At 61.1% G+C, this 24745-nt stretch carries 14 protein-coding genes and 1 pseudogene; 6 read left to right on the forward strand and 9 right to left on the reverse strand.

Annotation, left to right across the window (positions count from 1 at the left end):
* Positions 1-229: 229 nt before the first annotated feature.
* Positions 230-751: a hypothetical protein gene (locus tag QNH97_RS15690; RefSeq protein WP_283552826.1), complete on the reverse strand. Its 522-nt coding sequence runs from the start codon at positions 749-751 to the stop codon at positions 230-232.
* Between the two features lie 1123 nt (positions 752-1874).
* A pseudogene (locus tag QNH97_RS15695) lies at positions 1875-4103 on the reverse strand (type VI secretion system Vgr family protein); the annotation flags it as partial.
* Between the two features lie 485 nt (positions 4104-4588).
* On the opposite strand from QNH97_RS15695, the gene QNH97_RS15700 reads away from it, so the two are divergent.
* Genes QNH97_RS15700 through QNH97_RS15710 form a run of 3 tightly spaced genes read left to right on the forward strand, consistent with a single transcriptional unit; the run spans position 4589 to position 10070 of the window.
* A complete protein-coding gene (locus QNH97_RS15700; RefSeq protein ID WP_283552827.1) occupies positions 4589-5833 on the forward strand; it encodes an exonuclease SbcCD subunit D C-terminal domain-containing protein in 1245 nt (414 codons plus the stop codon).
* Positions 5830-9471, forward strand: a complete 3642-nt coding sequence (locus QNH97_RS15705) for an AAA family ATPase (RefSeq protein WP_283552828.1) — start codon at positions 5830-5832, stop codon at positions 9469-9471. Before QNH97_RS15700 ends, QNH97_RS15705 begins: the two co-directional genes overlap by 4 nt.
* A complete protein-coding gene (locus QNH97_RS15710) occupies positions 9468-10070 on the forward strand; it encodes a glutathione S-transferase (protein ID WP_283552829.1) in 603 nt (200 codons plus the stop codon). Before QNH97_RS15705 ends, QNH97_RS15710 begins: the two co-directional genes overlap by 4 nt.
* Positions 10071-10212: 142 nt before the next feature.
* On the opposite strand, the gene QNH97_RS15715 is transcribed toward QNH97_RS15710, so the two are convergent.
* The 7 genes from QNH97_RS15715 to QNH97_RS15745 form a co-directional block, all read right to left on the reverse strand.
* The gene (locus tag QNH97_RS15715; protein ID WP_003202672.1) at positions 10213-10338 is read right to left on the reverse strand and encodes a hypothetical protein; all 126 of its coding nucleotides are present in this window, start codon (positions 10336-10338) and stop codon (positions 10213-10215) included.
* A gap of 203 nt (positions 10339-10541) precedes the next feature.
* The gene (locus tag QNH97_RS15720) at positions 10542-10721 is read right to left on the reverse strand and encodes a hypothetical protein (RefSeq protein WP_003202673.1); all 180 of its coding nucleotides are present in this window, start codon (positions 10719-10721) and stop codon (positions 10542-10544) included.
* Between the two features lie 156 nt (positions 10722-10877).
* Positions 10878-12053, reverse strand: coding sequence for a lactonase family protein (locus tag QNH97_RS15725; RefSeq protein ID WP_283552830.1), 1176 nt, complete (start codon positions 12051-12053; stop codon positions 10878-10880).
* A complete protein-coding gene (locus QNH97_RS15730) occupies positions 12040-12336 on the reverse strand; it encodes a DUF5629 family protein (RefSeq protein ID WP_283552831.1) in 297 nt (98 codons plus the stop codon). Before QNH97_RS15730 ends, QNH97_RS15725 begins: the two co-directional genes overlap by 14 nt.
* A gap of 237 nt (positions 12337-12573) precedes the next feature.
* Positions 12574-14154 carry an aldehyde dehydrogenase (NADP(+)) gene (locus QNH97_RS15735; protein ID WP_283552832.1) on the reverse strand — a complete coding sequence of 527 codons (1581 nt, stop codon included), beginning with the start codon at positions 14152-14154 and terminating at the stop codon, positions 12574-12576.
* Between the two features lie 13 nt (positions 14155-14167).
* Complete coding sequence (gene araD1, locus QNH97_RS15740) at positions 14168-15160, reverse strand: AraD1 family protein (protein WP_283552833.1); 993 nt, start codon at positions 15158-15160, stop codon at positions 14168-14170.
* Positions 15161-15378: 218 nt separating this feature from the next.
* Positions 15379-16701: an MFS transporter gene (locus QNH97_RS15745; protein ID WP_283552834.1), complete on the reverse strand. Its 1323-nt coding sequence runs from the start codon at positions 16699-16701 to the stop codon at positions 15379-15381.
* A gap of 193 nt (positions 16702-16894) precedes the next feature.
* On the opposite strand from QNH97_RS15745, the gene QNH97_RS15750 reads away from it, so the two are divergent.
* The 3 genes from QNH97_RS15750 (at position 16895) to QNH97_RS15760 (ending at position 24477) form a co-directional block, all read left to right on the forward strand.
* A complete protein-coding gene (locus QNH97_RS15750) occupies positions 16895-18631 on the forward strand; it encodes an IlvD/Edd family dehydratase (RefSeq protein ID WP_283552835.1) in 1737 nt (578 codons plus the stop codon).
* Between the two features lie 280 nt (positions 18632-18911).
* A complete protein-coding gene (locus QNH97_RS15755) occupies positions 18912-19631 on the forward strand; it encodes a FadR/GntR family transcriptional regulator (RefSeq protein ID WP_283552836.1) in 720 nt (239 codons plus the stop codon).
* A gap of 133 nt (positions 19632-19764) precedes the next feature.
* Positions 19765-24477 carry a dermonecrotic toxin domain-containing protein gene (locus tag QNH97_RS15760; RefSeq protein WP_283552837.1) on the forward strand — a complete coding sequence of 1571 codons (4713 nt, stop codon included), beginning with the start codon at positions 19765-19767 and terminating at the stop codon, positions 24475-24477.
* The last annotated feature ends 268 nt before the right edge of the window (positions 24478-24745 follow it).

The raw sequence follows: 24745 nt of genomic DNA on the forward strand, positions 1-24745 counted from the left end.
TATCGGTACGTCACAACATGCGCCACTCGACGCGCTCCTCATCGACGGTATAGGTGTCTGGAAGCAGGAAACGCATTCGGTGACGTTCCACCTGTTGCATGGGCATGATCTCGCCCTTCTCGAAGCGACGGTGGCCGCCTGCTACCCGACCTCTAAAACAATGGGCCTTCCAATAGCCGGTATTGATAGGCCTTAGCGCCCTGGCTGCTATCCGTCAATGAGGCGTGAGTTATTCTGATGCACTCCCGTTACGTCTGCCGTCGCAAGATGGAATAAAATCTGATCCGTTCGGCATAGGACTGTACTGAATGAATTGTCTAGAACCGTCAGCGCTCTCGCTTATACAAAATGCCGCGCTGTATGTATCTGTTGGGTTGTATGCGCTACTCAATCCAAACACATAGGTATGATTGACCTTCAGGATTAAAGACCTACCTTTAATATTGTAATTACCCAAACCATAACCCTCGGGAATTACATCGTATACAATACAATCGCCGGACTTTAACTCTAACGGCTTGAAACCCGACCTTAAATAAACTCCCCAAGAGCTGGGATTTAGCTCATAGCTTTCTGATAACGATATCCAACCGACAGGAAACCCTTGCTCTGTCTTATCGGGCAAACAAATTGCTGGTTTATTATCAATAGATACAATCGTCCCAGCGCCCGTGCGCCCAAACGATGTTGCATGAACGTCCTCCAAGGCGATACACAATGAGCAGAGCAGAAAACCGACTGAAAATTTCATATTTGTGTCTCAATTTGGGAGATGTTTTTTATTGGCCGGATCTTCCAATACCCCTTTAACCGTTAAAGCAAGGAGTTCTGGGCTTTTACCAAGGTTACTTGAGTTCCAGACCCTTCGCGGGTTACGAAGGACACAAATAAGATAGTAGTCAGAAATGATTTCACCTTGCTGCTCCATATTGTATATCGGATAAAATCCCGCTTTCTGTCAGGGTATATCTGTAGGCTTCCTCTCCGCGACGGGTTACCGTCAGTCCGGCTTTCTTGACAGGACAACCAAGTTGATATTGCCAAACATGGGTCATTTCGTGCATGAATAGCGCTTTGTCCCTATCGTCTCGTGTATCAGAAAAATCATCCTTGTAGTACGCAGTACTTGCCGGAAAATACATCTCCCCATTAGGCGTAACAGCCGTATTCTGAAACCCGAAAAACAACCACCACCCACCGTGATGAACCTTAACTTTGCTGTAATTTATTGAATCTTTGAATACAGTTCTTGCCATGGTGATTTCACCCAGTGTCAATGCGCGCGCCTTACCTTTTGGCAACGGAACGTTCTGCACGGAAGTACCCACATTTGTATCGTTGGTGGTGATGGTCATTGCGTCCAGGTCAATCTCCAGAGGTGCCTGGGCGCTCTGCGCAGCGCAACAGAATGGTTTCACGCCTTCTGACGGAAATAATGTCAATCGTTTGATTTGAGTCGGCTTCTGGGTCACGAGGCGCTGTGTATAACCCTGCTCATCAGTCACCCCATCGAGAATGCTGTCGTCAGCCAAAGTCGCCGCATACTTCAAGCTGCCTGCCAACTCCCCGTTAGGGCTGATCAAACGAAGTTGTTCGTCATAGACCGCATCCGGTAGCTCAATCTTCAAATTCCCCGGCACCAGGGTATTAACACTCATGGTCCGACCATCCCTGTCAGTCACCCCACTGAACACCTCGCCCTGTTGCGTCGTGACGCGGTAGCGGGTAAAGGGCATCGGTGCCCGGGCCTCGTCTTTGAGCGAATAGCCAGCGGCATAACCGGCGGGTAATGGTGATGTCGGCGTATTCAGACGGGCACCACTGATCTTTTCCACATGGGGCGCTTTCAGGTAAATATTGCCCGGCGCGCCCAGTTCGATCTCGCCATCCTTCAGGCGGATGTAGGCACCGCCGCAATTGAGCACCAGTTCTTGCGGTGCGCTGATTTCTACCCGCCCCTGCAAGCTTTCAATCTTGATGTCGGTCTTCGCCAGGGCGTGGAGATGGCTTTTTTGGGCGTGCAATTCGACTGTGCCTTCGGCAGCCTTGAGCTGTAGGGCTGCCTCTTTGGCGAACACACTGATGCCGCCTTGCGCGGTGGCGGTGATGTCATGTCCAGCACTGATATCGGCGTTGTGCGCAGCCGTGATGCCAACGCTTTCAGCCCCCGAGGCCAGGCATACGGCTTCGGGGCTGACCATGCCGATTCCGCCCGGGGCATGGACCAGTACGCCAGGTTGCGTCAAGCCGTTGAGTGCCCGGCCAAGGCGTTGCTGGCTGGCGGTACACTGGGTGTCGCTTTAGCGCTGCGGGCGGCATTGGCCAGGGAGCGCGCCAGGGCCAACGCACTTTCCAGTTGCGCGATGGCAGCACTCATATCGAGTTGCCCGCCCAAGGCCTTGGCCTGCTCATCCGCACTGATAAACAGCCCCTTGCCCCCCCGAATCGCCCCCCAACCATCGGTGCGCAACTCAAACCCTTCCCCGCGTTTTTTCTTCTGCGCATCCACCAGATGCCCCAGGTTCAGCTGGCTCTTGCCCCCATGCTCGGTACTGAGCTTGACGTGCTCCTTCCCCCGCGTGTCGTCCATGCGCAGTTTGTTGTTGGCCGGGGTGCGCAGGACGTTGCGTTTTTCGTTGCGTGCGGTGACCAGGTCGGGATGTTCATTGTCGTGCAGGGCGTGGGCGATGTAGGGGCGGTCCGGGTCGCCTTGTTCGAAGGCCACCGCCACTTCGGTGCCGGCCAGCAGCGGGAAATGCAGGCCGTGGGTGTCGCCGGCGTAGGGTCGGGCCAGGCGCAGCCAGAGGCTTTCCTGGCCGAGTTTCCAGGTGTCGCGGTCGAACAGGAAGTGCACCCGGTAGCGGCCTTCAAAGTCGAGGTCGGCGTACGGGGCGTTGGCTTCCGGGTGGCTGACGCGGGCCGGTACGGTGCCGGCGATTTGCGGTTTGGGCAGCACCGGTGGACGGAAGCACACGGTTTCCGAATAGGGGATGGCCTCGAACGTGGCGATGAAGCTGCTGTCGCGGGCCGCTTCGGTGCGCAGTTGGACGATCACCGCGCCAGGGCTGAACGCTTCGGGCGCGCCGCCGGAAATGTGCAGTACCTGGCCCGGCGCCAGGGTTGCGCTGCTGGTGGTGCCGCTGAGGCGGGTCTGGTCGTTGAGGTAGCGTTCGTGGCGCAGGCGCGCGTAGAAAAAGCCGCTTTCGCTGAGCAGGTCTTCGTCCTGCTCATAGCGGTCGCCCAGCACCCGGTAGGGTTCGGCGTAGTGATAGGCCTCGCCGTAGGTGCCCTTGGCGCGCCGGGTCTGGTCGACTTCGCCGTCGAGGAAGGCGTAGCTGTCCCCATAGTGGTAGGCACGAAAGTGCACGTTGCGCTCCACCACCTGATGGGAAGTCTGCAGTTGCCAGACCGCATCCTGCCCGCTGCTGACCAGCCCGGACTGCGGGCGACACGGCAGCTTGATGCCGCGCTGGTAATGCCGCTGGTCGTCGTGGAATTCCACCACGTCGATGCTCAGGCGATCGTCGCTGGTGAAGCGATACCAGATGCCGACTTCGGCCAACAGCCGGTCGATGAAGGCCAGGTCGCTTTCATCGTATTGCATGACCTGCTCGCGCCGGGGGTAGTCGCGCACCAGGTTGAAGAAAAAGTCCTGGCCTTCGAGGTCGTGGCGGCTGCGCAGGATGTGCTCGACGATCTGCGGCACCGACTGGTGCTGGTAGACACGAAACTGCTTGCCGCGGGCGAGCCGTGCCAGGCGCGGCTGCAAGGTGATTTCGTAGCGGGCTTCGTCGCGGGAGCCGGACAGGCGCTTGAACCCTGTGACCACGCCATGGAAGGTGCGCAGCGGCTTGATCACCGGCGGGGTAAAACCCTTGGGCGTTGGCGGTGGCGGCACGGCGTAGAGGCTGAAATCCGCTTGCCGGTTGAGCAGGTCGGTGGCAGCCAGGTCGCTCGGTGCAGGTGAACTCCACGCGATAGGTGAACGGCCGGCTCAGGTGTTCTTCACCCGCGAAGGCGAGGACGTCGAGCTGGGCAGCGAGTCGGCGTACGTGCAGGGTGTGGCGGCTGTGGTCGAAGAAGGTGCGTACGGCGGTGTTCATTGCGCGGTCTCCATGGCGGCGGTTTTCGCCATGTCCGAAGCACCGATAATTCGCAGGTAATACCCTCCTCTTTCTGCGCTGATGCCTGGACAGAGGGTGGGTCGTTGCCGTCGCTCTGCTTTCTGTCAATTTCGGCTGCACAGGCTAAGCGCAAGACCTGAAGCTCGACACCCTTGATCGGCTGCCTGCCAACCGGAAAAGAAGAAACTTACGAAGAGATACGAGAATCTCCTACAGACTGACCTTACGCGACATACATGCTCATAATAACTATTCGTACTTATGTAATCCCACTGGGCTGCGCAGCGCGCCCCTTTTTTGCGATTGCTGCGCAATCGAGCGGGAGCAAGCTCCCTCGCCACAGGGTCGTGTTCACAGAGGTCAAACGAAGTTGAGCAGGTCCTCCCCGCCGTTTCCCAGTAAACTCTGCTTCTTTTTTAGCCGCCCCTCTTCACGCGGCCACCATCTGTTTCCTGGAGTTCACCTTGCGTCTGTTTCACACCTCCGACTGGCATCTGGGCCAAAACCTCCACGGCCAGGAACGCGACTTCGAACACGCCTGTTTCCTCGACTGGCTGCTGCGCCAGCTCACCAACGAAAAACCCGATGTGCTGCTGATCGCCGGCGATATCTTCGACACCGTGAACCCGCCGGTCAAAGCCCAGGAGCGGCTGTACGACTTCATCGTCAGCGCCCATGAACAAAACGCCAACCTGACCATCGTGATGATCGCCGGTAACCACGATTCCGGCTCGCGCATCGAACTGCCGGCGCCGCTGATGCGGCGCTTGCGCACCCATGCCCTGGGCCGGGTGTTGTGGCTGGACGACGGCCAATTGGACGTCGAGCGCCTGTTGCTGCCGTTGCCCGACGCCAAGGGCAAGGTCAAGGCCTGGTGCCTGGCCCTGCCGTTCCTGCGGCCCGCCGAAGTCACCGGCGCGCAGTTGGGTGATGACTACCTGCGGGGCATCGGCCAAGTGCATGAATGGCTGATCGCCGCCGCCAACGGCAAGCGCAAGAAAGGCCAGGCGTTGATCGCCATCAGCCATGCGCACATGGCCGGCGGTTCGGTGTCCGAGGATTCCGAGCGCAGCCTGATCATCGGCAACGCCGAAGCGCTGCCCGCCAGCCTGTTCGGTCCGAGCATCAGCTATGTCGCCCTCGGCCACTTGCACAAGCCGCAGAAGGTCAACGGTGAAGAACGCATCCGCTACAGCGGCTCGCCGATTCCACTGTCGTTCTCGGAGATTGGCTATCAGCACCAGATTCTCGACGTCACCCTGGACGGCGAAACCCTGGTCAAGGTCGAGCCACGGCTGATTCCCCGTGCCGTCAACCTGCAACGCCTGGGCCCTGCGCCGCTGGCCGAGATCCTGGTGCAACTCAAGGAGCTGCCCGACATCGACCTGCTGGCCGATGTCCAGCGTCAGCCCTGGCTGGAGGTGCGGGTGCGCCTCGACGAGCCACAGCCAGACCTGCGTCATCAGGTGGAAACCGCGCTGCAAGGCAAAGCCGTGCGGCTGGTGCGGATCGCCGCCGAGTACGCCGGCAACGGTGGCAGCGGCAGCGCCGATGACGGCGCCGCGCTGATCGAGTTGGACCAACTCAGCCCCCAGGAACTGTTCAGCCGCGCGTGGCAGGACACCTACGGCAACGACGTGGACGAACAGACCCTCAAGGATTTCGCCGTGCTGTTGCAAGACGTGCAGATGGAGAGCGAACAGCCATGAAGATCCTCGCCATCCGCCTCAAGAACCTCGCCTCCCTGGCCGGCCCTTTCGAAATCGATTTCACCGCCGAACCCTTGGCCAGCGCTGGCTTGTTCGCCATCACCGGCCCCACGGGTGCCGGCAAGAGTACGCTGCTCGACGCCCTGTGCCTGGCGCTGTTCGGTGCCGTGCCGCGCCTCAACAACACCGGGCGCGATGCCAAGGTGCCGGACGCCGACGGCGACATTGCCACCGGCGATCCGCGCACGCTGTTGCGCCGGGGTACGGGCGACGGTTATGCCGAAGTGGATTTTCGCGGCATCGACGGACGCCGCTATCGGGCCCGCTGGGAAGCCAATCGTGCCCGGGAAAAGGCCGGTGGCAAGTTGCAAGCCAGTCGCCAGAGCCTGCGGGACCTGGACAACGATCAACTGCTGGCGAGCCAGAAAGGCGAATACAAGACCCAGCTCGAAGCGGCCTTGGGCCTGAACTTCGAACAGTTCACTCGGGCCGTGCTGCTGGCCCAGAGCGAGTTCAGTGCGTTCCTCAAGGCCGATGACAACGAGCGCAGCGAACTGCTGGAAAAACTCACCGACACCGCCCTGTACACCCGCCTCGGTCGCCGGGCCTTCGACAAGGCCAAGCTCGCCAAAGAAACCCACAAGCAGTTACAGGACCAGGCCACCGGCGTCACCCCGCTGGCCCCCGAGGCCCGGGCCGAGCTGGACCAGCGTTTCAACGAAGCCCAGCAGCAACTCAAGGCCCAACAAGCCCAACTCAAGCAGCTGGAACAGCAACACATCTGGCTCAAGGACCTGCGCCAGTTGCAGGACGAACAGAGCAGCGCCGCCGAGCAACTGCAACAGGCCCAAACCGATTGGACCGTGCTGGCAGATGAGCGCCTGAAACTGGCTCGCCTGGAACAACTGGCGCCCCAGCGGCATCAGTTCATTCGCCAGACGGAGCTGAACCGGCAGCTCGAGCCCCTGGCGGTGCAGATCCAGCAACTCACCCAGCAGCAGATCGACCTGCATGCACAGCAGGCCGAGCTGGAAAAGGCTCTGGAGAACGCGCATCAGGCGTTGGCCACCGCCAGGCAGCAAAGCACCGACACTGCGCCGTTGCTGCGCCAGGCCTTCGACGAGCAGAGCACCCTCGCCCGTCTGGCCCAGGACACGAGCCTCAGCGCCGAACGCCAGGAACAGGCACAACAGGCGTGTACCGAAGGCCAGCGCACGATCGACAGCTTGCTTGAACAGCAAAAGCAGGTGGCCGAGCGCTTGCAGCGCATCGCTGGCGAGCTTGAACAAAGCAGCCACCTTGCGCCACTGAGCGACGCCTGGAACGCCTATCGCGACCGACTTCAACAGTTGATGCTGATCGGCAATCGCCTGAACAAGGGCCAGGCCGAACTCGCCACGTTGGAGCACAGCGCCGCCCGCGCCGCCGAGGACCTGGCGACCCGCCGGCAAGACCTCGAAGTGCTCTACAAAGAAGCCGGCGCCGAACCAGCGGCGGTGGCCGAACAGATCCAACTGCTCGGCAACCTTCTGCAAGACAACCGCAAGCAACTGCGAGCCTTCGAAGAGCTGACGCGGCTCTGGGCCAGCCAGCAAGAACTGGACACACGCGGCGCCGAGCTGGAACAGCGCCAACAGATGGCGTTGCAGGAACGTGACCGGCTGGTGCGCGAAGGCGGTGAAGCGAAGGCCGAACTGACGATTGCCGAACAGACCCTGACGGTCACCCGTGAACTGCTGGAACGCCAGCGCCTGGCCCGCAGCGAAAGCGTCGAGCAACTGCGCGCGCAATTGCAGGACGAGCAGCCCTGCCCGGTGTGTGGCAGTGTCGAGCATCCTTATCATCAGCCCGAAGCGCTGCTGCAAAGCCTCGGGCGTCACGATGAAAACGAAGAGGCCAACGCCCGCAAAACGGTCGAGCAGCTCAATGAAAAAGTCATCGACCTGCGCGCGCAATACAGCGGTGTCATCGCCCAGCTCAAGGAACTCAAACAGCAACAGGAACACCTCGCCAGCCAGCAACAGGGTCTGGCCCCCAGCCTTGAAGCTCACCCACTGTCGGCGCAACTGCTGGCCCAGGATTCGAGCAAGCGCGATGCCTGGCTGGCCCAGCAGAACAGCCAACTGCACCAGCACATCAGCCAGGACGAACAACGGCAAACCGCCCTGCTGACCCTGCAACAAGATGCCGTGCGCCTCTCCCAGCAACTGCGTGATGCCGAAACGGCAAGCCAGCAGGCATCACAGCAGCTGAGCAACCAGCAGCAGGAACTGGCCCGAGATCGCCAACGCCTGGACGATGAATTGAGTCACTTCAGCGCGCTGTTGCCGGCCGATACCTTGCAGGCCCTACGCACCGAGCCCGCCGTAACGTTCATGCAGCTTGACCAACAGATCGCCCAGCGCCTGGAACAAGTGGAACAGCAGCGCGACGAACTCAGCGAACAGCTCAAGCGCCAGCAAACCCTGGAGAAAGAGCAGGACCGCCAGCAGACTCGCGTTCAGCAATTGGAATCGGCGCGACAGCAATTCAGTGCCCTGACCGGGCAACAGCAGGCCTGTCAGCAAACACTCACGCAGCGGCTGGGCGCACACACCAGCGCCGAACAGTGGCAGCAACAAATTGACCAGGCCCTGGAACAGGCTCGCCAAGCCGAGGCGACAGCCAATCAACAACTGCAGGAACTGCGTAACAACCTGGTGCAACGGGCCGCCGAACTCAAGGCCAGGCAGGAACAAGCCCAATCATTGAGCGCAGAGCACCAGGCGCTGGCTGCTGGCATCGCACAATGGCGCGCTTCCCACCCGGAACTGGGAGATGCTGCGCTTGAAGCCTTGCTCAGCCTGGATGAGCAGCACGTCAACCAGTTGCGCCAGCGCCTGCTCAACAGCGAAAAAGCCATCGAACAGGCCCGCGTGCTGCTGACCGAACGCGAGCAACGTCTGCAAAATCATAAGGCCCAGCACAACGGCAACCTGCTGCCGGAGCAATTGGCCGATGCCCTCACCGAACTGCAAACGCAATTCGCCGCCAGCGAACAACGCTGTGCCGAGCTGCGCGCCGAACAGGCCGAGGACCAGCGCCGGCAGAACGCTAACCAGGCCCTGGCCCAGCAGATTGAACAGGCCTATGTCGAATACCAGCGTTGGGCGCGGCTGGATGCGCTGATCGGTTCAGCCACCGGCGACCGTTTCCGCAAACTGGCCCAGGCCTACAACCTCGACTTGCTGGTGCACCACGCCAACGTCCAGTTGCGCCAGTTGGTGCGTCGCTACCGGCTCAAGCGCGGCGGCAGCATGCTCGGGCTGCTGGTGATGGACACGGAGATGGGCGATGAATTGCGCTCGGTGCATTCGTTGTCCGGCGGCGAAACCTTCCTGGTCTCCCTCGCTTTGGCGCTGGGCCTGGCCTCGATGGCGTCCAGCACGCTGAAAATCGAGTCGCTGTTCATCGACGAAGGGTTTGGCAGCCTTGATCCCGAGTCCCTGCAACTGGCGATGGACGCCCTCGACGGGTTGCAGGCCCAGGGCCGCAAGGTCGCGGTGATTTCCCACGTGCAGGAAATGCACGAGCGGATCCCGGTGCAGATCCAGGTCCGACGCCAGGGCAATGGGTTGAGCACTGTGGAGGTGAAATGAGCCGCGCCACGCTCTATTCCTTCCGCCGCTGTCCCTACGCGATGCGAGCGCGCATGGCGTTGCGCTACAGCGCTGTCGAGTTGGACATTGTCGAAGTCAGCCTGAAGGCCAAGCCCGCCGAGATGCTCGCGTTGTCCAGCAAGGGTACGGTACCGGTGCTGCAGGTTGAGGGCCGGGTGATCGATGAAAGCCTGGAAATCATGACGTGGGCCTTGGCCCGGCATGATCCGCAAGACTGGCGGCTGCTGGATGATTCTGTGGGCCAAGCGTTGACGGCGGCGTTGATCGAGGAGAACGACCATCGGTTCAAGCTTCACCTGAATCGCTACAAGTACCCCGAGCGCTATCCTGAACAGCCGATGGAGCATTATCGGGCCGAGGGCGAGGTGTTCCTGGGCAGGCTGGAAACGTTACTTCAAGCGCGGCCATTCCTGGTGGCGGATCGCCTGAGCCTCGCCGATGTGGCGCTGATGCCATTCGTGCGGCAGTTTGCCCATGTCGACCGCGAGTGGTTCGCCCAGGCGCCCTACCCACATTTGCAACAGTGGTTGCAGCGGCTCCTGGAGTCCGAGCTGTTCGTGGCGATTATGGCCAAGTAACCATTTGAGATGAGAACACTTTTGTGGCGAGGGAGCTTGCCCCCGCTGGGCTGCGTAGCGGCCCCCTGAATTTGCGATTGCTGCGCAATCGAGCGGGAGCAAGCTCCCTCGCCACAAGAGCACTCCTAGCGAGCCAGGAGTATCAGTCGCTAAGCAAACTCAACAATCGCTCACGAGCCGCTTCCAACTCACCGGAGTCCGGCTGGGCGGCTGAAACAATCGGAGTGGAGTAGAGAAACAGCAACATCACTGCCAGACGCATTGCCATGGTGTCGATCCTTGTCCGCAAAGGAGTCAATTTGTCAGCGTCAAATTTAACCACATGGCCATATGATATTACAGCAGGGATTTATCGAATCGCAGAAATTCGAACACAAGGATCACCCAACATCCTCCAAAACTGACGAAGCCTGCGATCTTTTCTCTCCTGGAAGATGAAAAGATCGCAGGCTTCGGCCGTCGTGCGGGATTTCAGTGTTGGGTCTTGTGATCCAGCGCCGCATAGAAGTTAGCGCTTTGTTGCAGGTATTTCTCGGTGTAGCTCTGGGTACGATTTTTCTTGTCGCTGATCTCGACACTGGCACTGGCGGGCAGCGCCACGGTGGCCGAAATAGCGGAAGCGGCGATTACGGAAAAGAGATTCAAGTTCATGGCGGTAATCCTCGGATTCAGTTGGCTGGCTTGCCCGGTTGGGCCGTGAAGCAAACTTACGCGCCGAGGCGTGCTGGCTTGAAATGCTTTGTAATACTAGCGAATATCAGTCTCGTTGATACAGCGGCGCAGGCCTTTAAAAACAAGGCCTGCGGTCTATTGACGCAGCATGAATTTCAAGTCGCTCGGTGCATCCATGGGCATTTTCTGCACGGTTTTACCCAGCAGGCCGGTCTTGGAATCACGCTCGAGCACCACGATCTGGTTGCTCTTCTGGTTGGCAATCAGCAGGAATCTACCGCTCGGGTCGAGGCTGAACTCGCGCGGATGGTCGCCTTCTACGGAGCGCCGTTGCAACTCCTTGAGCGTCCCCGCTGCCGGGTCGATGGCGAATACCAGCAGTTCGTTGGTGGTGCCGCGATTGCTGACGTAAAGGAACTTGCCGTCCTTGGACGCGTGCAGCGCAGCCGCCGCCCTGCCCGTCTGCGGTTTGCCAGCCGCCAGGTCCACCAGTTGGCGCTGGGTCAAGTGTCCATCCTGGTAATCGAACACGGCCACTTGCGCGGTCATTTCCATCGTCAGCCAGGCATGCTTGCCATCGGCACTGAACAGCAAATGCCGTGGGCCACTGCCCGGTGGCAATTGCACAAAGGCCGGATCGGCGGCAGTCAACGGCAGCTCGGGATTGGCCTTGGGGTCGTAGCGGTAGATGAAGACTTTGTCCGCCCCCAGGTCATTGGCGAACACATACTTGCCATCGGGCGAAGACACTGCCGAGTGCACGTGGGCCGACATCTGCCGCTCGGGATTGACCCGGCTCGGTTGATGGCTGCTCATCTGCACCACCGGCGACAGCTTGCCGTCGGCGCCCACTGGCAACACCGCCAGGGTGCCGCCCGGGTCTTCCATGACTGAATAGTTGCTGACCAGCAGGTGTCGGCCATCGCCGCTAAGGCTGGAATGGGTTGGCTCGTTGCCCAAGGACTGCACCTGATTGATCAGGCTCAGTTCATGGGTTTTCGGGTCGATGGCGTAGCTGCTGACCTTGCCCACCGGGTCTTTCTGTCCCGGCCCGTTTTCGTTGACCACGAACAGCCGGGTCATGTCGCTGGACAGCGTCAGCCAGGAAGGATTGTCAGTCTTGATCACTTGCAACGGATTGGCATCGAGCTGGCCGGTGCGGCTGTCGAATTGCAACCGGTAGATGCCCTGGCTCTGGCCGGCGGTATAGGAACCCACCAGCAATTGATGGCGTTCATCGGTACCTGCGTGGACACCCATGGCGCCCACGCTGCCAGCCATCAACAATGGCCAGAGACTACGCATCTTCATGTTCGTCGTCCTCATCGTCGTGGCCGCTGGTGGCTTCGACGCATTCCAGATGGTGGTCGCCGGAGTCACTGGTGATGATCCAGTGATTCGAGGCTTTGTCGAACGTCGCGGCCTGCATTTGCGCCGGTGTGAAACGCCAGTGCTCGAGGGTGCGGCCGTTCATGCACTCAACGTGCAGTTGGTCCTGCTCGTCGAGCTCAAAATTGAATGCGTGCAGGCCGTCGATAATCAGCATGTCGCAGGAGTCGAGGGCTTGCAGCAGGGGGTCGGTTACGGCAGTCATGGTGATCAGTCGGTCGTTGGGAAAGTTGTCATGATAACCCAATGGGCGAGTGGACCTTGGGCCATCACTTCAAAAGGGATGTTGACCGGACAATCGCCATCGCGAGCAAGCTCGCTCCCACAATGGATCTTTTGTGAACAGGAGATTTGTATTCACTGAAATCCTAATTGTGGGAGCGAGCTTGCTCGCGATGGCGGCAGCCCATCAAACCTCAATGCAACTGCCCCACCGCGACCCTCAGAGCGCCTCGCGCCCCGGCACGCCATCCACCAACCGCTGAATCCCCAGCGGGTTAGCGTTTTTCAACGGCTCCGGCAGCAGGCTGTCGGGATAGTTCTGGAAGCACACCGGGCGCAGGAAACGATCGATCGCCAGGGTACCCACCGAGGTCCCCCGAGCATCGGACGTCGCCGGGTAAGGCCCGCCGTGGACCATCGAATCACACACCTCGACCCCGGTCGGATAACCGTTGAGCAGGATGCGGCCAACCTTCTGTTCCAACAGCGGCGTCAATTCGCTGAACCGTTCGAAATCCGCCGGCTCGCCAATCATCGTCGCGGTCAGTTGACCGTGCAGGCCGTTCAGCGCGACGCTGAGTTGCGCCTGGTCCGCCACTTCGACAAACACCGTGGTCGGGCCGAACACTTCTTCCTGCAACGCCTCGTCACCGTTGATCAGCAGGCTCGCGTCAGCCTTGAACAACTGCGGCTGGGCCTGGTTGCCCTGCTGCTCGCGCCCGGCCAGATGCTCGATACCTGGGTGAGCCAAAAGCTTCTGCAGGCCCTTGCCGTAGCTTTGCAGCGTGCCGGCATTGAGCATGGTCTGGGGCGACTGGTCGCCGATCAGCGCGGCCACTTGCTGGGTGAAGGCGGTAAATTGCGGCGAACGAATGCCGATCACCAGGCCAGGATTGGTGCAGAACTGACCGCAGCCTTGCACCACCGAGGCAGTCAAGTCGCGCGCGACACCTTCAGCGCGGGCCTCCAACGCTTGCGGCAATACGATCACCGGATTGATGCTCGACATTTCGGCGAACACCGGGATTGGCTGCGGCCGCGCGGCGGCCATGTCGCACAGGGCGCGCCCGCCCTTGAGGGAACCGGTGAACCCTACCGCTTGGATCGCCGGATGCTTGACCAGCCATTCGCCAACGCCACCGCCGTAGATCATGTTGAACACACCGGCAGGCATCGCGGTTTTCTCAGCCGCGCGGATGATCGCATCAGCCACGTGCTCGGCGGTCGCCATGTGACCGCTGTGGGCCTTGAACACCACCGGGCAACCGGCGGCCAGGGCCGACGCGGTGTCGCCTCCGGCCGTGGAAAACGCCAGGGGAAAGTTACTGGCGCCGAACACTGCCACCGGGCCCAGGCCGATGCGGTACTGGCGCAGGTCCGGACGCGGCAACGGCGTGCGCTCCGGCAAGGCCCGGTCAATGCGCGCACCGTAGAAATCGCCACGACGCAGCACCTTGGCGAACAGGCGCATCTGGCCGCTGGTGCGACCGCGCTCGCCCTGGATCCGTGCCGCCGGCAATGCGGTTTCACTACAGACCACGGCCACGAACTCATCGCCCAGGGCATCCAGTTCATCGGCAATGGCCTCGAGGAACTCGGCCCGGCGCACCGCGCTCAGGCTCCGGTAGGCCGGATAAGCCGCAGCTGCGGCCTTGGCGGCGGCGTCGACTTCTTCCGCCGTGGCCTGGATGAAGTCATGGGGCAAGGCTTCGCCCGTGCTGGCGTCGACGCTCTGCAGGCGGGTCTGGCCGGCCGCGCTGCGTGCGCCACCGATGTAGTTGTGGCCAAGGATCTGGTTCATCGCAAGTCTCCTTTTAAAGTGTGCCGATAGTACCCGGGTTGAACACCGCGTCTACCGGAGCAATGCCGTTGACCAGCGGTGCGCCGAATTCAGCCTGGCTGATTTCGAACACATCCCCCGGTTGGGTGCGGACGCCGTCGGCGAACGACAGGGTCGCGGTGCCGAAGAAGTGAACGTGCACGTCCCCCGGGCGCAGGAACTGACTGTACTTGAAGTGATGGAACTCCAGGTTTTCGAGGCTGTGGCACATGTTCGCCTCGCCGCTGAGGAATTCGTTCTGCCACAGCACTTCGCCGTTGCGCAGGATACGACTGGTCCCGGAAAGATGTTGAGGCAGTTCACCCACGCGAAGTTCCGGACCAAAACTGCAGCTGCGCAATTTCGAGTGGGCCAGGTACAGGTAATTCTTGCGCTCCATCACGTGGTCGGAAAATTCGTTGCCTACCGCAAAGCCCAGGCGATAGGGCTTGCCGTCGTGGCCGATGACATACAGGCCGCTGATTTCCGGCTCTTCGCCGGCGTCTTCGGCAAAGGGCGGCAGCGGGAATGGATGGCCCGGACGGACCACGATGCTACCGTCACCCTTGTAGAACCATTCCGGTTGCACGCCGGCCTGCCCGGACTGGGGCTTACCGCCCTCCACGCCCCATTTGAAGATGCGCATGGTGTCGGTCATGGCGCTTTCGTCGCCTGCCTGCTGGTGCATCTTGTCCCGGGCCGAGGCGCTGCCCAAGTGGGTCAGGCCGGTGCCGCTGACCAACAGGTGCGCCGGGTCCGGGTGGTCCAGCGGGGGCAGGATGCGCAGCTCACTGAGCAACCGGGCGTAGTCATGGCCGGCGCCCAGGCCCAGGCTGTTGACCTGCTCTTCAAGCTTCACGCCCGCCTCGATGGCCGCCAGCGCCAAGTCGCGCACGCTACCGGCACCCTGCACTTCCCGCACCTGGTCGCCGTCAACCACACCGACGCGGCGTTCGCCGTTAGGCAATTCGAACTGAACTAAACGCATGGATTTTCTCCTGTGAAACAAAACATGAATATGCAGTGAACTGTGGGGCCCTCTTGCAAGCTCTTGTGGCGAGGGAGCTTGCTCCCGCTCGACTGCGCAGCAGTCGCAAACCAGGCGATTGTGTTTTGCCTGAATAAACTCGGCGCCTGATATTGGGGGGCGCTTCGCACCCCAGCGGGAGCAAGCTCCCTCGCCACAAGAGCGCGCTCGCCGTGACCTCAGGTACGCGTCGCCCCCCGGGCGCTGGCCGCGAATTGATCCGCCGGCAGCACATGCTTGCGCTCCAGCAACCGATACACCACGCCAGTCAACACCAAGCCAAACACCATCACGCAGGACAGGAAATACAGCCCCGAGGCCAGATTGCCGGTGTACTCCTTCAACGCACCGATCACGAACGGCCCGATGTAGCCACCCAGGTTGCCCACCGAGTTGATCAGCGCAATACCCGCCGCCGCACTGGCGCCGGCAAAGAAACGCCCCGGTAAGGTCCAGAACACCGCCGTGCAGGAAAACAATGCGAACGCCACCAGGCACAGCGCCGCCAGTTGCAACACCGGCACCGACAGCCAGGCACTGAGGAACAGGCCAATGGCACCCAATACATAAAGCACGGCCAGATGACCGTAACGATCATTCAAGCGATCGGAGCTGCGAGGAATGATCAACAAACCGATGATGCCGAAGATGTACGGCACCGACGACACGAAACCGGTCACCAGGTCGCTGCCACCGAACTGTTTGATCAGCGTCGGCAACCATAGGCCCAGGCCGTAGATACTCAAAGTGACAGGCAGGTAGAACAGCGCCAGCAGCAGGACGCGTTTGTCCTTCAGGGCATGCAGCGGATTGCCGTGGCGGGTCTGGCCGTATTCCTGCAAATCCTTTTTCAGCTCACCGGTCAGCCAGTCCTTCTCGGCCTGGTCCATCCACTTGACCTGTTGTGGGCCATCGGGCAGGTAACGCAGCACCGGCCAGGTCAACAGTACCGCCGGCAGGCCGATGACGATGAACAACCATTGCCAGCCGTGCAGGCCCAGCACGCCGTCCATGCCCAACAAGCCGCCGGACACCGGGCCGGTGATCATCATGGCGATCGGTTGGGAAAGAATGAACAGGCCGAGGATCTTGCCGCGATGGCGTACCGGGAACCACTGGGTGATGTAGTACAGCACACCAGGGAAAAAACCGGCCTCGGCCGCGCCGAGCAAAAAGCGCATGACATAGAAACTGTGAGGACCCTGCACGAAGGCCATACCGATGGTGATGGCGCCCCAGGTGATCATGATCCGGGCGAACCAGCGCCGGGCGCCGTAGCGTTCCAACATCAAGTTGCTGGGGATCTCCAGCAGGAAATAACCAATGAAAAACAGACCTGCGCCCAAGCCGTAGGCGGCATCACCGATGCCAAGGTCGGCCCCCATGTGCAGCTTGGCGAAACCCACGGCAGAGCGGTCCACATAGGCAATCAGGTATAGCAGGATCAGGAAAGGAATCAGTTTCAGCGTGATGCGACGAATAAGCCGCAATTCCTGGCTCATGGGACCGGTCTCCGATTGTTGTTGTTATAGAACCTCGGGGGATTTCTCTCGCCAATGACAGCCAGGACAATCCCTCCGTTGAATCGGACTATATAGTAATACTATTTACCCAACAACACTTCCAAACGGCGTAAATTGCGCTTATGTTACGCTCACGCCAGAACAATATAGTCATACAATAAGAGAATCGATCATGTCTGATAAGAAACCCTCCCTGCGCTCGGCCCAATGGTTTGGCACCGCCGACAAAAACGGCTTCATGTACCGCAGCTGGATGAAAAATCAGGGCATCGCCGACCATCAGTTCCACGGCAAGCCGATCATCGGCATCTGCAACACCTGGTCGGAGCTGACGCCGTGCAACGCGCATTTCCGGCAGATCGCCGAACACGTCAAGCGCGGCGTGATCGAGGCCGGGGGCTTCCCGGTGGAATTCCCGGTGTTCTCCAACGGCGAATCGAACCTGCGCCCCACCGCCATGCTGACCCGCAACCTGGCGAGCATGGACGTGGAGGAGGCAATTCGCGGCAACCCGATTGACGGCGTGGTGCTGCTCACCGGTTGCGACAAGACCACCCCCGCCCTGCTGATGGGCGCCGCCAGTTGCGACGTGCCGGCCATCGTCGTCACCGGCGGGCCGATGCTCAACGGTAAGCACAAAGGCCAGGACATCGGCTCGGGTACAGTGGTCTGGCAATTGAGCGAGCAGGTCAAGGCCGGCACCATCACCATTGACGACTTCCTCGCGGCCGAGGGCGGCATGTCCCGCTCGGCCGGCACCTGCAACACCATGGGCACCGCCTCGACCATGGCCTGCATGGCCGAAGCCCTCGGCACCTCCCTGCCGCACAACGCCGCCATTCCGGCGGTGGATGCTCGCCGCTATGTGCTGGCCCATATGTCCGGCATGCGCGCCGTCGAGATGGTCCGCGATGACCTCAAGCTGTCGAAGATCCTCACCAAGGAAGCGTTCGAAAACGCCATCCGGGTCAACGCGGCCATCGGCGGCTCGACCAACGCGGTGATCCACCTCAAGGCCATCGCCGGACGCATCGGCGTGCAACTGGACCTGGACGACTGGACCCGTATCGGTCGCGGCATGCCGACCATCGTCGACCTGCAACCGTCCGGGCGCTTCCTGATGGAAGAGTTCTACTATGCCGGCGGCCTGCCCGCCGTACTGCGGCGTCTCGGCGAAGCCAACCTGATCCCTCACCCGAATGCCCTGACGGTTAACGGCAAGAGCATCGGCGAGAACACCAAGGACGCACCGATCTACGGCCAGGACGAAGTCATCCGCACCCTGGACAATCCGATCCGCGCCGACGGCGGTATCTGCGTACTGCGCGGCAACCTGGCGCCACTGGGCGCGGTGCTCAAGCCTTCCGCCGCCACCGCAGAACTGATGCAGCATCGCGGGCGCGCGGTGGTGTTCGAGAACTTCGACATGTACAAGGCCCGCATCAACGATCCGGAACTGGATGTGGACGCCAACTCGATCCTGGTGATGAAGAACTGCGGGCCCAAGGGTTACCCAGGCATGGCCGAAGTCGGCAACATGGGCTTGCCGGCCAAGCTGCTGGCCCAGGGCGTGACCGACATGGTGCGGATTTCCGATGCGCGCATGAGCGGCACCGCCTACGGCACCGTGGTCCTGCACGTGGCGCCGGAAGCCGCCGCCGGCGGGCCTCTGGCCGCGGTGAAGGAAGGAGACTGGATCGAGCTCGATTGCGCCAGCGGTCGCCTGCACCTGGACATCCCGGACGCCGAACTCGCCGCCCGCCTGGCCGACATCGTCCCCCCGCAGCAACTGCTGGTGGGCGGCTACCGTCAGTTGTACATCGACCATGTGCTGCAGGCAGACCAGGGCTGTGACTTCGATTTCCTGGTCGGTTGCCGCGGGGCCGAGGTGCCGCGTCACTCTCACTAAGCCCCTCCATCCCCTGTGGGAGCGAGCTTTTGTGGGAGCTGAGCTTGCTCGCGATAGCGGTGTAACAGACAACATCCAAAGTTAGCTATCACACCGACTGTGGCGAGGGAGCTTGCTCCCGCTGGACTGCGAAGCAGGCCCCTCGGCGGTCGCTGCGCAACCGAGCGGGAGCAAGCTCCCTCGCCACAAGGTCACCAGGCCCAAGGGTTTGGCCTGATGAATATCCGCCGCGCCTGCTATCATGCGCAGCACCCCCTCGCACAGGATCGCGCCGCATCCCATGGATTACCGTAAACCCTCCGACCGCAAGAGCATGCACGCGCGCATCGTCCAGGAATTGGGCATGCAGATCGTCTCAGGGCGTTTCAAGCCGGACGATAAACTGCCCGCTGAAGCCTTGTTGTGCGAGGAATACGCCGTCAGCCGTCCGGTGCTGCGCGAAGCCACGCGCGTGCTGGTGGCCAAGGGTCTGGTGTATTCGCGGCCGCGCGTGGGTACGGTGGTCAAGGCCCGTCGGGAATGGCACATGCTCGACCCGGATGTCCTGCATTGGCTGATGCAGAGCAGCCCGCAGAACGAGTTCTTCAATCTGCTGACCAGCGTGCGCAGCATTATCGAGCCGGCCGCCGCAGCCCTCGCCGCCCAGTTCGCCGACGAGACCGACATCGCCGCCATCCGCGAAGCCTACCAACGCATGGAAGCGGCACCGACCCCTGAGGCCGTGCTGCAACCGGACCTGGACTTCCACAGCCGAATCGCCGACGCCACCCACAACGACCTGCTCGCCAACCTGTCCAACATGTTGTCGGTCGCCATCGCCGAAGCGCTCAAGCATTCCAACCAGCGGCCCAACCTGCATGAACTGGCGATGCCACGGCACAAGGCGATCCTCACCGCCATCGAGAACCGCGATGCCCTCGGTGCACGCCATGCCACCCTGGTGCAACTGGACGATGCCCGCAGTGCGCTGAACGTGGTGTTGGGCGCCGATCCTTCCTGATCGCTAGCCCGGCCCATCCGGGGCCAGGCTCACACTTCAGCCGCCGTGGCGGTATCTATATACCGCCCGCACAAGCCCAGAGGTCGATACTTTTCCGGCGTCATTTCCAACGACCCCATGAAAAGGATTTCTCATGACCTCGCCCTCTCCGGCTGACAGCCCTTCTGCGCTTGCACAGAACGTCAGTTTGCAATTTTCCAGTCGCCCGACCTTTGAGCAGTTCGCGCAACGCATGCTTGAACAAGCCATCCAGGAACAGTACCCCACGCTGACCTTTGATCTCTCCAAGATCCAATTGGCGACTCCAGACGTCGCCACTCGTGCCTGGAGAGTCCAACCCTTCATGTCCCGCGTCCTCGACTACCTGGCTCTGGGCACAACTGTGGATTTCCGGGATGCGGGCGGGCTCTCCTGCTTTCTTTCCGAAAAAATGCCCCACCCCCTCAGGTCAGCCGAAGGCAGGCTGGACATGAAGGTCATTGAAAAATGCCTGTTTGAACTGCGCTGGAGCGTGCCCATTGGCCTGGAGGATGCGCTGACCCGCTACTGGAACAGCGAAGTCGACCCCGGCACTCAAGCCGAAAAGCCAAGCGGTGTGAGTCGCTGGCGCTGGCTCAGCGATGTGCTCAAGAACCAATTGCAAGCCCGTGGGCTGCAACAGCCAGACCTCACCGATGGGGCGCGCGAGGCCCTGGACCAGATCGTCCGCTGGCCGGACCGTGACCAGCGTTTTCGCAGTAAAAACCAGTCGCCCGTCCATGCCTATAGCCTGGAGACCAGGCTGACCCAAGGCAGCTCGAGCACCGTGCTGATCGCCAGCGAGATCCTCCTGACCCATGCCACAAAAGACGCCACCGCCTACCTGCTTTGCGGCCCCGCCGGCACCGTGCAGCCCTTTGCATCCCTGGAGGCGTTTACACGTCATTGGGGCGAACGGATTGCCAGCCGCTACGCCACCGACACCGTCACCTGCCAGCGCAATGAGATCGATGGCAACGTCTTCGACACCCAGGCAGCCCTGATACTGGAGCAGCAATTGGCCGACCTGAAGGCCGTGCAACTGCCCTCCCGGATCGGCCTGCAAGACCTGAAGTCACTTTACGAAGAACTGAGCGACCCGGCCCGTTATCTGCTGGACGGCCCTCGCCTCACCCCTGAAACCTCGGCGCGACTCGAACCGCTGCTGCCCGACTGGTTGAAAAAGGCCTCCATCGTCGATCAAACGACCTTCCAGCACTACAGCCTGGCCCTCGCCAGCGCCAAGAAACGCAATCAGGGCCGGACCTATCTCAGCGACATCAAGGACATCAAGGCCTTTGCCGCCGACGCCCTGCTCCAGCAATTGCAGCAAACCAACGCCAGCCAGCCGGCCAGGGTCAACGCCAGCCATTACCAGCCCGACGATGTGCAACTGACGTTCGCCGTGGCCGCCGGTTACCCCGGGACCACCGGGATCATCGAACAAACAACGATGAGCCTGACCGAACTGGCCATCAACAACCTCGTTGCCCGCCCCAGCGGTAACCTGACGCTCGCCCATCGCCTGGGCCTGAAGCTTCCCGCGTGGCTGACGCCGGACTTCATCACTCGCAAGGGCGGGTTGATCGAACAGGTCGACATAGGCACGACCTACCCCCGTTATCTGCAGCAACACCTGTTGGACGATGGGCCCCAAGCCCGGGAACGTGAACGGATGTTCGCCGAACAGATCCCGGCGCAACTGCCGCTGGAAGCGCTGAAGCAGATGCTCAACAACGAAAACGGCGTGACCCGCCCAGGCCTGCGCTTGATTGAGGCCCTGCTCAAGCCCGATCCCGACAATCAACGGGTTCGCGACCGGCAGGTGGTCATTCGGCACCTGGCTCTGCTGCGCAAACCCGAGGCCCGTCCCGACACCGTGACCAACATGTTCATCATCGAGCCGCAGGACAGCCGAACCGGCCCGCACCTGCTGTATCGCCCCCTCTACGCGCCGTCGCTGCAAGAATTCCCCACGCGCGAGGCGCTGCTGCAAGCCATCGTCACCCCCGGAGATCTGCAGAACAGCATCCTGACCTGGATGCCGGCTGCCGCGCGCCCGATCTATGCCAATGGCGGTTTCCTGGAACCTCACATCGTGCGTTTTTTCCAGGGCGACGAGTTCAGCGCTCCAGCCAAACCCGCCCCGGCGACACTCGCCCTCGACAGCGTCGACGACGAGTTGCAGCAATTCCTGCGCAACGGCGAGCTGATGCAATACCTCTACGGCAGCAACGCCCGAGCCCTGGTCAGCCAGGCCGACCGGGCGTCGGTTTCCAACAGCGAAAGTCGCTGGGCCGTTTTGCTCCAAGGTTCCAGCCTGTTGTTCAACACGCTGCTGATGCCCCTGTTGCGCGGGCCGGCTATGGCCGCCGTCTGGCTGTGGAGCCTGATGGCCAGCGCCAGCCACGATATTCCGGCCCTGAGCAGCGAAGACGCGGTGACACGCGAACTCGCCGCAGTCGATCTACTGCTCAACCTCGCCATGCTGGCGGGCCAGCTGCCATCTACCCGCGCAGCCTTGGCGCACCCCCTGCCCGAAGCCCTCAAGGAGCAGGCGATGCGTCCACCGGCGCCGCGCGCCGTCCCTGAGCGGTGGCCCTTGCTGGGTCCGCCCGTCATTCTGGAGGGGGCCGTTGGCCTACCCGGGGAACCCTCGAAAGCCGCCGATATGAACCTGGATTTCAGTTTCGCCAGCGCCCGTCACAACCTGACGGCACAGCAGCGCGCCCGTCTCAGGAACTTGCAGGTGCCTCGCCCGGCAAGGCTTCCTGGGCCGGTCACCTATGGCCCGTACACCGGCTTGTATGTCATCGATAACAAGTGGCACGCCCTGGTGGAGGACAAGCTGTATCGAGTCAGCCCGGAAGCGGACGGCAGCGCGACGATGATCGACCCCCTCGCCCCCCGTGATCCGGCGCGCAATGGCCCGGTGTTGCAAGCGGACACTGAAGGCAACTGGTCCATCGACCTGCGCCTGCGGCTGCGCGGAGGTATGCCACCTAAACGCTTGAAGGAAATGCGCCGCCACAGGGCTCAACGAGGGTTCGAACTGAGCGAGGCATTGAGAAACTACCATGCACAGGAAGCCAGCCAGCAAAAAGCCCTGGACATCGCCCAGGAAGTCATGAGCAGAACCCAGGAAGGCGCATTTACCGAGGAGCAACGGGCGGTCAAGCGCGCACAGTTTTATAAGCTGCTCCAGGAACAGACTGACAGTTATTTAAAGTTGCTGGACAACGTCACCGAATATGCCCGCCTGGACATGACATTACCGCCGCAGATCATTCGCGCTTTGATGGAGAACGTGGTCAACAACGCCCGAAAGGCTTTCCTGATCTCCGAGTTTGACCTGACGGCGCTGGATGCCGCTTACAGCCAATTCACCCAAGATGCAGAGGAGTTGCAGGCGGCTGTCGCGCAGAATGTCCAAGGCTACTTCAAGTACCTCGATGCATTGAGTGACATCAACGATCGCTCGATCCACTGGCTGGAACTCAGGGACCGTTACCTGGACGCGCTATTGAACCTGGATGCCGCAGGCGCGCAGGTGTTCGAGCGTCTGACCAAGGACCGGCCATTGGACGAAAGAACGGCACTGGCCACCAAGACCCTGCAACTGCCCACACTGGCGGCGCTGGTGTTCAAGGATCGCGATTCCGACCTTCCCGAGAACCTGCACAGCATCACCAAGTCATTGATGGAACAGGCGCGCTCCCAATCCGACCTGGGTACCTACGAACTGACCCCACCGGAACGGCTTGCGGTCCTGGAAAGCCTGACCGAACACTATGGCGCGGCGCTCGATGCCATGCAGGGCATCAAGGCCTTCAATGCCAGCGACATTGACACCTCTTACTTCGGCAGGTTGTTCAGGCTGGTGGAAAGTCTGTATGAGGACGCCTCCAGGAAACTCGCCACCGAACTCAAACCGGAACCGCAACCGCGCAAACGCCCGCCAAAGCGTAGCAAGACGTCTTCCGGACGCCCGCAGAAAAAGGTGATCAAGACCCGCAAGGGTGGCGTCCTGATTGGTGACCTGAAACCGGCCGGCACCCGCTTGCCAATTGAGGTTGTCGAACTGCGCTCCGAAGTCGGCGACAAATTGCTGGCCACGTATTCGCAACATGACGAAGTCTGGGACGTCGTCGAAGTACAACGACCGGCCCCAGCGCCTCGCACAAGGTCGGTCAAAGCGATCAAGGCCGATGCACGGAAACTGCTCGATCAATTGGAAACCAGTCTGTTGAACGCCGAGCGCTATAAAACCCAATGCCGCTTCCCTCAGGAAATCGAGGAAATCATGGGCAATGAGGCCAGTCGCTATCGCAAACTCTCCGAAGAACTCGAAAGAGCCTTCACGGCGTCGAATACTCCGCGCACCGCCGCCGATCAGAAGCTGACCGAACAGCTGTCAACCGCCGTTTCGCGCCTGACCACCCGGGGCAGCGAACTGCGCACCGAATTGAGTCTGCAACTGCCCCCCACCGACAGTAACCTTCGCTACCTGTTCGAGAAGAACCTGATACAAGTCGCAATGCTCGGCGAACGCAAAGCCTTGAAAGGCGAGCGCAAGGATTTCCTCCAGGAGTACGCCATCAATGACCGGGACGGTTGGCCCCTCTGGTACGCGCACTTCCATTACGAAGCGGCGGACACGCCAAAAGCTGACTTTAGCGTCGCGCACTTGAAAACCAAGGAACAGCGCAAGGAGCACTACCATTCAATGCTGGCCAAGGCTAAAAGCCCTTACGCAGTGGTGAATGTGCATCGAGGACAGATCGGCAGGCCGCTGGCACAAAGCAAGTTCTTGCCGTTGGCGCCTTGATTACCTAGAACAGCGCCACCCGTGGCGAGGGAGCTTGCTCCCGCTGGGCTGCGCAGCAGCCCCAAAAAGATTGGATGCGATCAGCCAGTTACACCGAGGTGCCTGGCTTGGGGGCTGCTGCGCAGCCCAGCGGGAGCAAGCTCCCTCGCCACATAAATCCGGGTTGGCCGCTTTTTGTGGTGAGGGGATTTAGCGAAACGTCGCACCGCCCCGCTGGGCTGCGTAGCAGCCCCAAAAGGTTGGATACGATCAGCCAGTTATACCGAGG

Source organism: Pseudomonas sp. G2-4 (assembly GCF_030064125.1).
Lineage (GTDB): Bacteria > Pseudomonadota > Gammaproteobacteria > Pseudomonadales > Pseudomonadaceae > Aquipseudomonas.

Excerpts from the sequence above, each read along its gene's own strand:
- QNH97_RS15690 (WP_283552826.1), bottom strand. The coding sequence starts at position 751 with ATGAAATTTTCAGTCGGTTTTCTGCTCTGCTCATTGTGTATCGCCTTG.
- QNH97_RS15705 (WP_283552828.1), top strand. The coding sequence starts at position 5,830 with ATGAAGATCCTCGCCATCCGCCTCAAGAACCTCGCCTCCCTGGCCGGC.
- QNH97_RS15710 (WP_283552829.1), top strand. The coding sequence starts at position 9,468 with ATGAGCCGCGCCACGCTCTATTCCTTCCGCCGCTGTCCCTACGCGATG.
- QNH97_RS15715 (WP_003202672.1), bottom strand. The coding sequence starts at position 10,338 with ATGGCAATGCGTCTGGCAGTGATGTTGCTGTTTCTCTACTCCACTCCG.
- QNH97_RS15720 (WP_003202673.1), bottom strand. The coding sequence starts at position 10,721 with ATGAACTTGAATCTCTTTTCCGTAATCGCCGCTTCCGCTATTTCGGCC.
- QNH97_RS15725 (WP_283552830.1), bottom strand. The coding sequence starts at position 12,053 with ATGAAGATGCGTAGTCTCTGGCCATTGTTGATGGCTGGCAGCGTGGGC.
- QNH97_RS15730 (WP_283552831.1), bottom strand. The coding sequence starts at position 12,336 with ATGACTGCCGTAACCGACCCCCTGCTGCAAGCCCTCGACTCCTGCGAC.
- QNH97_RS15735 (WP_283552832.1), bottom strand. The coding sequence starts at position 14,154 with ATGAACCAGATCCTTGGCCACAACTACATCGGTGGCGCACGCAGCGCG.
- araD1 (WP_283552833.1), bottom strand. The coding sequence starts at position 15,160 with ATGCGTTTAGTTCAGTTCGAATTGCCTAACGGCGAACGCCGCGTCGGT.
- QNH97_RS15745 (WP_283552834.1), bottom strand. The coding sequence starts at position 16,701 with ATGAGCCAGGAATTGCGGCTTATTCGTCGCATCACGCTGAAACTGATT.
- QNH97_RS15750 (WP_283552835.1), top strand. The coding sequence starts at position 16,895 with ATGTCTGATAAGAAACCCTCCCTGCGCTCGGCCCAATGGTTTGGCACC.
- QNH97_RS15755 (WP_283552836.1), top strand. The coding sequence starts at position 18,912 with ATGGATTACCGTAAACCCTCCGACCGCAAGAGCATGCACGCGCGCATC.
- QNH97_RS15760 (WP_283552837.1), top strand. The coding sequence starts at position 19,765 with ATGACCTCGCCCTCTCCGGCTGACAGCCCTTCTGCGCTTGCACAGAAC.